Here is a 10,000-nt window from a genome sequence, read left to right as displayed (position 1 = left end):
GCCATTAATAAACCCGGTACTATCTTGTCGCAAATACCCAGCATCATAGCGCCGTCAAACATATTGTGTGACAGACCAACAGCGGCAGACATCGCAATAATGTCGCGACTTAATAGACTCAGTTCCATGCCTGGCTGGCCTTGAGTCACACCATCACACATCGCAGGTACACCACCAGCAAACTGGGCTACACTGCCCACTTCAGCAACAGCGGCTTTGATAATAGCCGGATAAGATTCATAAGGCTGATGCGCAGACAGCATATCGTTGTATGAAGAAATAATGCCGATGTTTGCTTTAGTCAAACTGCGTAAATCAGCTTTTTCCTGAGCAGAACAAGCTGCAAAACCATGAGCCAGATTGCCACAGGCCAGAGCACCGCGATGCGGCCCCTTGGCACGGGCCTGTTCCATCCGCTGCAGATAAAGCGCACGGCTTTTTTCACTGCGTGCCGCTATTCTGTCTGTGACCTGTTGTATAACCGGATTCATGTTAACCTCGTCTTGTCGATTAGTTAGCTGTGAACATTACATGCACAGGGACCTGCTGCTGTTGCAAAAAAGCCCGGATAGGCATCTGCAATGGGTCCTGACCTGCCATGGCCTGTTCCAGAACGGTTAGCTTCTTGGGGCCAACCAAATGTAAATAAATCACAGCACTATTAAGTAAGCGTGTTTTGCTTAAACTCAAACGCTGGTAAGGCGCAGTAGCTGGTGTCACCGCCAATGCAACTGGTGCATCGGCAGCCAGACCCGCCTGAATTTCTTTACTACACGGAAATAAAGAGGCTGTATGGCCATCTTCACCCATGCCTAAAATCAGTACATCAAACACCGGAAGTTCGGCGACACGAGCCGCTACTGCCGCGGCGCCCTTGTAGGCGTCATCAGGATAAGCACTGTCAAATAAGCTGATAAAACGTGCTGAAGCCGCTTTGCCTTGTAACAGGTTGGCTTTGACTAAGCCCTCATTGCTGTCAGCATGAGTGTCAGGCAACCAGCGGTCATCTGCCAAAGTGATGGTCACTCGGGACCAATCTAAGTCTGTATCTGACAAAGCTTTAAACAGAGGTAAAGGGGTTTTCCCCCCTGAAACAACTAAAGTAGCAGCACCTTTTTCCGCAATAGCAGCAGCCAAACGGCCGCTGATTTCGCTGGCAAATTGCTGGTTTAATGCAGCACTTGAGTCGAAGTTATGAAGTTGCATTGTTATTCGTCCCAGTTTCTGTCTTCACGTGCCAATAACGATATGGCGGCAACAGGCCCCCAGGTACCAGCCTGATAAGGCTTTGGTGGTTCGTTATTGGTTTTCCACGCGTCCAGAATGCCGTCGACCCATTTCCAGGCTTGTTCTACTTCGTCACGACGTACGAACAGATATTGGTTGCCTAACATGGCTTCAAGTAACAAACGCTCGTAGGCATCAGCGATACGTTGTGCTTTAAAGGTCTCGTCGAAACTTAAGTCCAGCTTGGTTTGCTGCAATTGCATGGTTTCACCCAGACCAGGAATTTTGTTCATGATCTGAATTTCTACGCCTTCATCTGGTTGTAGACGAATAATCAACTTATTGGCTGGCAGCTGTTTATAGGTTTCAAAGAAAATATTGTGTGGCTGAGGTTTAAAACAAATGACCACTTCGCTGACTTTTTTTGGCATACGTTTGCCTGTTCGTAAATAGAACGGCACACCAGCCCAACGCCAATTATCTATGTCCACTTTAATGGCCACAAAAGTTTCTGTTTTGCTATTTGGACGTGCATCTTCCTCGTCCAGATAACCTGGCACAGGAGTACCGGCCACATAACCGCCAGCGTACTGGCCACGCACAGTTTTTTCCTGAACATTGGCAACATTAATAGGACGCAGCGCTTTGAGTACTTTTAACTTTTCATCACGAATACTGTCAGCATCCAGGCGAGCTGGTGGCTCCATCGCAATCAGTGAGAGAACTTGTAACAAGTGGTTTTGCACCATGTCGCGCATTTGACCAGCGTCGTCGTAGTAACCCCAACGCCCTTCTACTCCCACCTCTTCGGCCACAGTAATTTGCACATGATCTATCGCATTGTGGTCCCAGTTAGCAGCAAAAATAGAGTTGGCAAAACGTAACGCTAACAGGTTCAGAACTGTTTCTTTACCCAGGTAATGGTCGATACGGTAGATTTGGCATTCACCGAAGTATTTTGCCACCTCATCGTTGATCACTTTTGATGAAGCTAAATCGTGACCAATAGGCTTTTCCAGTACCACACGAGCCGGCTCTGCCGATAAACCTGCTACAGACAATCCTTTACAAATATTGCCAAACAATGAAGGCGCAGTAGCAAAATAGCTGACCGGAATACGTTTTTTCGGATCAGTGACGGCTTTTAAAGCCTTGTAACCTTCTTCTTTGGTTAAATCCACCTGCACATACTGCAGCTTGGCTTTTAAGCGCGCTAATACTTCAGCATCCAGCGGCCCTTTGATGAATTTTTGTAAGTTGGTTTCAACCAGCTCTTTATAGCCATCCAGACTCAGCTCATCACGTGCGACGCCAATGACCTGGCTGTCGGCATGCAGAAGGCCGGATTTTTCCAGTTGATATAGTGCTGGCAATAGTTTGCGGCGAGCAAGGTCGCCCTTGGTACCAAAGAGAATCAGATCACAGGCTTTATTGTGTGGTGCTGTTGTTGTCATGAATGACCCTTGATTAGATGTAATTTTACAACACTTGACCGCATACTAGCCGAGCAAAAGCCAGATGTAAACCAGATAAGTTGTAATTAAATTACAGAGACGCTAAAGTTTTGACTATTCTCATATAATAAGGCAGCCTAGGCAATGAATCAGCTGCTTTGTCGTAACTTTATCACTATTTTGCAGTGGCACCAGGTTGTATAACAAAGCGAGTTACAACATTTTGCACTGTGTTGTTCAGTGTTTCTCAGTCAGGACTATCCGATGAATGTGTTGGAAAAAATAATTAATAGCGTCAACAGCTTCAGTAAATCAGAGCGCAAAGTCGCCGACGTGATCCTGGCCAATCCGCAAACCACTATACACAGTAGTATAGCGGCTCTGGCCAAAATGGCCGATGTCAGCGAGCCTACAGTCAACAGGTTCTGCCGCCGTCTCGACACCAAAGGTTTTCCAGATTTTAAATTGCATTTGGCGCAGAGTCTGGCCAACGGTACGCCTTATGTGAACCGCCATGTAGAAGAAGATGATGGCCCAGAGGCTTACACCGCCAAGATTTTTGAATCCACCATGGCTGCTCTGGATGCTGCACGCCAAAACGTTGATATTCTTACGATTAATCGTGCTGTAGATGTACTGACTCAGGCGAAGAAAATCTCCTTTTTTGGTTTAGGCGCTTCAGCTTCCGTAGCTCACGATGCCCAGAATAAGTTTTTCCGGTTTAACGTCCCAGTCGTTTGTTTTGACGATATAGTGATGCAGCGCATGAGTGCGATTAATAGTGCCGAGGGAGATGTAGTAGTTTGTATCAGTCATACAGGTCGCACAAAAAACCTCTGTGATATCGCAGCCATTGCCCGTGAAAACGATGCGACAGTCATTGGTATCACTGCTTACGACAGTCCTCTAGCAAAAGAATGTACGCTAGTGTTATCGCTGGATGTACCTGAGGATACAGATATGTATATGCCGATGGCGTCTCGTGTGGCGCAGTTAGTGCTGATAGATATTCTGGCGACTGGCTTTACTTTGCGTCGTGGCACCAAATTCCGCGAAAATCTGAAAAAGGTCAAAGACAGCTTACGTGGCTCTCGTTTTGATAAAAAAGACTTTCAAAACTAATGACGGTATTTGTAACACTGAGGGGCTTTCTGAAAGAAGCCCCTCTTTTTTTAGCTGATTTCTACCATAACAGGTCGGACAAGCAGTAAAAGCTGAAAGTTTTATTCAAACTGTAGCTATATTCTGTAATAAAATTACATTACACTAAAACTGACCCATCCATAGATAAGCTTTCAGGAGCTCTTGATGCCCAGAAGAACTAAAATAGTCGCCACCCTCGGACCAGCAACGAATTCACAAGCCACCATAGAGAAATTGATCCTGGCGGGAGCCAGCGTTTTTCGCTTCAATTTTTCTCACGGCAGTGCCGAAGATCATAAACAACGAGCGGAAATGGTGCGCTCTGCTGCGGCAAAAACCGGCGCTCACGTCGCTATTCTGGGTGATTTGCAAGGCCCTAAAATTCGCGTTTCTACTTTTAAAAACGGTTCAGTCATTCTGGAAGAAGATCAGCACTTTGTATTGGACGCTGATCTGGCAAAAGGCGAAGGCGATGAAACTCAGGTCGGTATTGACTACAAAGAGTTGCCTGCTGACGTTCAACCGGGTGATGTGCTGTTATTAGATGACGGTCGTATTCAGATGATCGTTGAGCATGTTGTAGGTCAACGTATTCACACTAAAGTTTCAGTAGCTGGCAAACTAAGCAATAACAAAGGTATTAACCGTTTAGGCGGTGGTTTATCTGCTCCAGCCCTGACAGATAAAGACAAAACCGACATTTCTCTGGCTGCTTATATAGATGTGGATTATCTGGCAGTATCTTTTCCTCGTAGCGGTGATGATTTACGTATTGCTCGTGAGTTAGCCCGCGCTGCTGGTTCAGAAGCGTTAATTGTGTCAAAAGTTGAACGTGCTGAAGCTGTTGCTGACGACGAAACTCTTGACGATATTATCCGTGCTTCTGATGCAGTTATGGTGGCGCGTGGGGATTTAGGTGTTGAAATTGGTGATGCGGAATTAGTAGGTCAGCAAAAACGTATTATCGCCCGCTCACGTCAGTTGAACCGAGTGGTAATCACTGCGACTCAAATGATGGAGTCGATGATTGAAAGCCCTATGCCAACCCGTGCTGAAGTCATGGACGTCGCCAACGCTGTGCTGGACGGTACAGATGCGGTGATGTTGTCAGGTGAAACTGCAGCAGGTAAATATCCTGTGGAAACCGTAAAAGCCATGGCCCGTGTTTGCGATGGCGCTGAAAAACATCCGCGTGTACAAATTTCTAAGCACCGTATGGATGTGACTTTTACTGAAATCAGTGAAACTATTGCTTTATCCGCTATGTACGCCGCTAATCACTTAACAGGCATCAAAGCCATTATTGCGCTGACTGAGTCAGGTTATACAGCCAAGCTGATGTCACGTATCACTTCGTCTCAGCCTATATATGCCTTGTCTCGCCATCAGAAGACATTAAACAAAATGGCCTTGTATCGTGGTGTATACCCGGTATTTTTTGACAGCACACAAAATCTGGGATTACAAAAAGTATCGGCAGCAGCTGTAGAAGCTGTACAGGAAATTGCTCACTTACAAAGCGGCGATTTAGTGATACTGACCTACGGTGATGTAATGGAAACTGTTGGTGCATCAAACACTTGTAAGATTGTACAAATCAACTAATTAAAATGGCGCCAGATCGCATTGGTAACTACAAACAATGTGATCTGGCCGCTTTTTTATAGTCGGTTTTTTAACATGGGGGCTAAAGCCGTTAGCATAGACCCCAGCACCACCAATAAAGCGCCAACCCAGGCCCAAACATTCAGTGATTCATTAGGGAATTGCGGATAAAAATAAGCTAACAACTGTACAAAACCTATGGTCAATAACGGCGTAATAGCCAGTACAGCACTAACGTTGGCCGCCTGCCAGTGTTGTAAAGCCTCCGCAAAAGCGCCATATGCCACAATAGTATTCAGACAACAGAACGCTACTATGCCCCACTGCCAAGCGGATAGTTCCAGCACCGGCGCAAGGTCAGCAGCGGGTAAAAAACACAAAGCGCCAGCGAGATAAATCATCCACATGATCTGCTGAGAGTTAAAACTCATCAGCAATTGCTTCTGTGCCAGCGCATAACAAGCCCAGGAAACAGCGGCTATGATCACCAGCAGCACCCCAGCAGTTTCAGAGCCAAATTGCGTCAGCAATAAAGCCAATCTGTCATTAAAAAATAGTAATAATCCCAACACCAACAACCAGGCACCAATTTTTTGCCATAACAATAGCCGCTCTTTAAATAAATATACTGCGCCTAACATCATTAAAAATGGCGCAAGTTGGATCACTACCTGCGCCGTCTCTGCCGTCAGCAAGAACAAACCATTCAAATACAAAATGTAATTGAGTAACAAGCCAGAAACAGCGAGCAACACCAAAAGTTGTTTATTTCTGCTCAGCCCTCTGACTGAGGGTATCTGTCTGCGCGTCAGTAAAACTGCACCAACCAGTACAGTTGCGACGACAAAACGGATCCAGGTAATGGTTGCCGCTGACATAGAACTTAATAACCATTTAAGGGCTATCGGTAACAAACCCCATAAGACTGCGGTTAACAAGGCTAAACTAAAACCTAAACCAATCCGACCGGACGACTGATGCATACCCTCTCCTTTCTAAGGCCGTCATTATCCGCCAGAAGCTATAGCCTTGTCTCCGGACAGCGACCTTTGTCACAGAAAATAAGCCAGAATGTCCGGTACTTTTGCCTCAGATCAATACGCCGGGCAACTGCTAAGCTAGGATACTGAGAACACAAAGACTAAGGATTAGAAAATGAAACGTATTGGAGTCTTAACTTCTGGAGGTGATGCACCAGGTATGAACGCCTGCTTACGCGCTTTAGTGCTGACCGCTCAGGCTAACAAACTGGAGGTCTTTGGTTTCCAGCATGGCTTTAATGGTGTCATTGAACTGCAGTATCAGACTTTATTGCCTTATCATGTCGCGGGTCTTATCCAAAACGGCGGCACTGTTCTTAAAAGCGCCCGTTGTGCTGCTATGCATACGGAGGCCGGCGTCAAGCAAGCAGCAGCTAACCTGCACGAACTCAAACTGGATGCTTTAGTGGTGATAGGAGGAGACGGCAGCTTTCGCGGTACTGTTGAATTAGCGAAATTCTATCAGGGGCAACTGATTGGGATACCTGGCACTATAGATAACGATGTGGATGGCTCTGATTTCACTATAGGTTTTGCCACAGCTTTGGATACAGCGCTGGATGCCATAGATAAAATCCGTGATACAGCCGACGCTTTTGAACGGATCTTTTTAGTCGAAGTGATGGGCCGCCACACTGGTTATCTGGCTGTTTCTGCTGGTATTGCTGCAGGCGCAGAGCAAATAATTTGCCCTGAACTGGCCTCTGAGCTGGATTTAGATAAAATTGCCCAACATGTTGAGCAAGCTCGTAAACACAGAGGCAACTGCAGCTATATTATTGTAATTGCTGAAACCATGTATCCCGGAGGCGCTATGGCTCTGGCTGCAGATTTAGAACAACGAGGTATAGAGTGTCGGGCCTCAATTTTAGGCCATATTCAACGTGGGGGGCGTCCAGTCGGAGCTGACCGGATCCTTGGTACTAAACTAGGTGCTTATGCGGTAGAACAACTGTTACAAGGCGCTCATCTTGTGATGGCTGGCGAAATTAACGGTCAGGCAGGCTTGTATCCCTTAGCACTAACGGGTGATAAGAAAAAACAAGTCGACCGCTACTTATTACGCTGGCAACAGCAGGTTGCCCAGTACTAAGTTCAGCCCTCAAAAAACCTCCGGTCGGAGGTCTTTTCAGATCATTTTCAGGAATTAAACACCATTTTTACGCGGTCTTTATAGCTTCGGCTAACCTTTACCGCCTGTCCGTTGGTCAACATCAGCTGGTGCTCGCCATTGGCCAGCATCTGTAACTTAGCTATGGTGTTCACATTCACTATGGCGCTACGGTGCACCCGCACAAAAAGCTTAGGGTCCAGTTCCTGCTCCAGCTCTTTCATAGTGCGACGCAAAATATGAGTCTGGCCATCCCGGGTGTGGATACACATGTAATCACCGGCCGCATCAACCCAATCTATAGCACTCACTGGCACGCGGGTGATTTCGCCACTGTCTTTAATACTGATCGCTTCCGGGAATCTGTCATTCATTACTGGCTGCGACTGATCCAGACGTTGCAAAATCTGATCGGTTTTTTCGCCTGTTAACTGAGCAACCACCGCTGCCAATTGCCCCTTGTGGCGCTGATCGTCTTTGGCTTCAAAATTTTTCGTTAGTTTAGAGACCGCTGCAGCTAAACGTTCTTTTTCCACTGGTTTAAGCACATAGTCCAAGGCCTGAACTTCAAACGCACTTAACGCATAGTGATCGTAAGCTGTTACAAAGACCACGTAAGGCAACTCAATCTGTTGCTGTTGTAATTGCTTTAACACGCCAAACCCATCTAAACCCGGCATTTCGACGTCTAAAAAAACGGCGTCTGGTTGATGAAGACGAATAGCGGCTACGGCCTCTTCACCATTGCTGCATTCTGCCACTATGTTCAGTTCAGGAAAGTCAGCTAAACGCACCAACATACCGCGGCGGGCTAACGGTTCATCGTCGACCACTATGACCTTAAGCATTTGTTTCATCTGTACTCTCTGTTTCAAATGGTATTCTGATATTTACTTTCAAACCCCGTGGTTGGTTGTGTGTTAATACCAAAGAAAAATTACGGTCATATAAAGCCGCTAATCGCTCTTTGGTATTCACCAAACCCACACCGCCAGATTCCCCTTTTGGCAGACCGTCGGAAATAACCATTCCTGGTCCATCGTCCGCCACTTCCATCAGTAAATCGTGTCCGAATTTTTGCGCCGTAATCATTATTCTGCCGCCACTGGTCTGGCTGGCTACTGCATATTTAATGGCGTTTTCCACTAAAGGCTGCAAAATCAAACTTGGCACTAACGCTTGATCCGCGGCTTCGTCAATGTCATAGATAATGGTAAGGCGTTCTGAAAACCGGACTTTTTCTATTTCCAAATACAGATTCGCTGCATACAACTCCTGTTGTAGCGGCACTTTTTTAATAGGATCTTTGTAAAGCGAATACCGTAGAAAGTCGCTCAATCTGACTAACATCTTATTCGCTGTATCCGATTCCTTTAATAAGACTAAAGTCGATATAGCATTTAAGGTGTTGAATAAAAAATGCGGATTGAGCTGATACCTCAGCATTTTTAATTGAGCTTCATGTGCCTTATTGCTGGCCGTAAGAGACTTTTGCTTTTCTTGTTGCAGCGTTTGGTAGTATTTAATACCAAAATACAAGCCACTCCAGCTTAGAAGTACATAAAAGCCTACGGTAGTCTGGCGGAAATACTGAGTCCAGCTGTCAGGCCTAAAACCGTGTCGATAGATTTCCCAGTAATTGAAGTTTCTAAACACTGTCCAGACCGCTGCAATAAGAATAGCAACAGCTAACACACTCAACAGCATCTTCCAGGGCTCCCAATGCCAGACTCTTTGAAAGGCGTAACGCAATGGGATTGTCAGTAGCCAACCAGCATATGCATCCAGAGCTACTACTATCCAGTAAGCGCTGCGCATTTCCTGAAATAAGGAACCTAAATAGCTGATTAGCGCAAAACCCACCCAACCCAGAGTGTGCAGCAGCCAAAACAGGCGATGACGGTCTTCGAAAAATTTTTGCAAAATAGTTACAACTCGATCTGCTCTTACCTCTATTGTATCTCAGCAACCTGAGCTTGCAGAGCTTTAGTCAGGAGATTGAACTTGGTTTGCTCTCCATTAGTCGCAATACCTGAGCAGTTGAAAGCCGATACATCAATGCCAACAGCACTCAGCACCTCATACTCCGTTAGCTAATAGCCCTACTGCACAGGTTTTGCGGTAAAAAGCCCCACAGAGTGCCAGCAATAACGCGAACTGCTCCTGTTCTGATGTCTGGCACCTTTTGACAAAGGCGCAACTCAGCTTTTCGCTGACATTGGTTCAGTAATGCAACGTTCCGAAGTCATCCAAAGCCCAAAGCCGCCTGACTAACCTAATACTGGTGTTGGTTTGCGATCGGGCCCTAGCGCGACAAAAGTAAAATTGCCTGAAATAGCTTTGTGCTGGTCATCGTCATACATATTTTCAACAAAAATATCGACGTCTACTTTGATACTAGTGCGGCCTACATGTGCAAT

At 46.1% G+C, this 10,000-nt stretch carries 9 protein-coding genes; 3 read left to right on the top strand and 6 right to left on the bottom strand.

What is annotated here, in order from left to right; genetic code table 11:
* The 3 genes from LDL40_RS13300 to zwf form a co-directional block, all read right to left on the bottom strand.
* On the bottom strand, positions 1 to 491 hold a 491-nt coding region (locus tag LDL40_RS13300), incomplete at its 3' end, for a dihydroxy-acid dehydratase (RefSeq protein ID WP_300995857.1).
* Between the two features lie 19 nt (positions 492 to 510).
* The gene (pgl, locus tag LDL40_RS13295; RefSeq protein WP_300995856.1) at positions 511 to 1,206 is read right to left on the bottom strand and encodes a 6-phosphogluconolactonase; all 696 of its coding nucleotides are present in this window, start codon (positions 1,204 to 1,206) and stop codon (positions 511 to 513) included.
* 2 nt (positions 1,207 to 1,208) lie between these two features.
* Entirely contained in the window at positions 1,209 to 2,681 is a 1,473-nt protein-coding gene (gene zwf, locus LDL40_RS13290; RefSeq protein WP_300995855.1) for a glucose-6-phosphate dehydrogenase, read from the bottom strand.
* 264 nt (positions 2,682 to 2,945) lie between these two features.
* Between zwf and LDL40_RS13285 the strand changes: the two genes are divergently transcribed.
* Positions 2,946 to 3,803, top strand: coding sequence for a MurR/RpiR family transcriptional regulator (locus tag LDL40_RS13285; RefSeq protein ID WP_008900048.1), 858 nt, complete (start codon positions 2,946 to 2,948; stop codon positions 3,801 to 3,803).
* A 186-nt stretch (positions 3,804 to 3,989) separates the two neighbouring features.
* A complete protein-coding gene (pyk, locus tag LDL40_RS13280) occupies positions 3,990 to 5,429 on the top strand; it encodes a pyruvate kinase (protein ID WP_300995854.1) in 1,440 nt (479 codons plus the stop codon).
* Between the two features lie 56 nt (positions 5,430 to 5,485).
* Here the strand turns inward: pyk and LDL40_RS13275 are convergent, their stop codons facing one another.
* Entirely contained in the window at positions 5,486 to 6,412 is a 927-nt protein-coding gene (locus LDL40_RS13275) for a DMT family transporter (RefSeq protein WP_300995853.1), read from the bottom strand.
* 172 nt (positions 6,413 to 6,584) lie between these two features.
* Between LDL40_RS13275 and LDL40_RS13270 the strand changes: the two genes are divergently transcribed.
* Positions 6,585 to 7,562 (top strand): ATP-dependent 6-phosphofructokinase, encoded by a 978-nt coding sequence (locus tag LDL40_RS13270; RefSeq protein WP_300995852.1) that lies wholly within the window; start codon positions 6,585 to 6,587, stop codon positions 7,560 to 7,562.
* Between the two features lie 47 nt (positions 7,563 to 7,609).
* Here LDL40_RS13270 and LDL40_RS13265 read toward each other — a convergent pair whose 3' ends face one another.
* Both LDL40_RS13265 and LDL40_RS13260 read right to left on the bottom strand, forming a co-directional pair.
* On the bottom strand, positions 7,610 to 8,437 hold the full coding sequence (locus LDL40_RS13265) for a LytTR family DNA-binding domain-containing protein (protein WP_300995851.1): 828 nt from the start codon (positions 8,435 to 8,437) through the stop codon (positions 7,610 to 7,612).
* Positions 8,421 to 9,503 (bottom strand): sensor histidine kinase, encoded by a 1,083-nt coding sequence (locus LDL40_RS13260; protein WP_300995850.1) that lies wholly within the window; start codon positions 9,501 to 9,503, stop codon positions 8,421 to 8,423. Before LDL40_RS13260 ends, LDL40_RS13265 begins: the two co-directional genes overlap by 17 nt.
* Between the last annotated feature and the right edge of the window lie 497 nt (positions 9,504 to 10,000).

Source organism: Rheinheimera sp., assembly GCF_020217005.1.
Lineage (GTDB): Bacteria > Pseudomonadota > Gammaproteobacteria > Enterobacterales > Alteromonadaceae > Pararheinheimera.
Note: the sequence above shows the minus strand (reverse complement) of the source record. Positions and strands in the feature narration are given on the sequence as shown.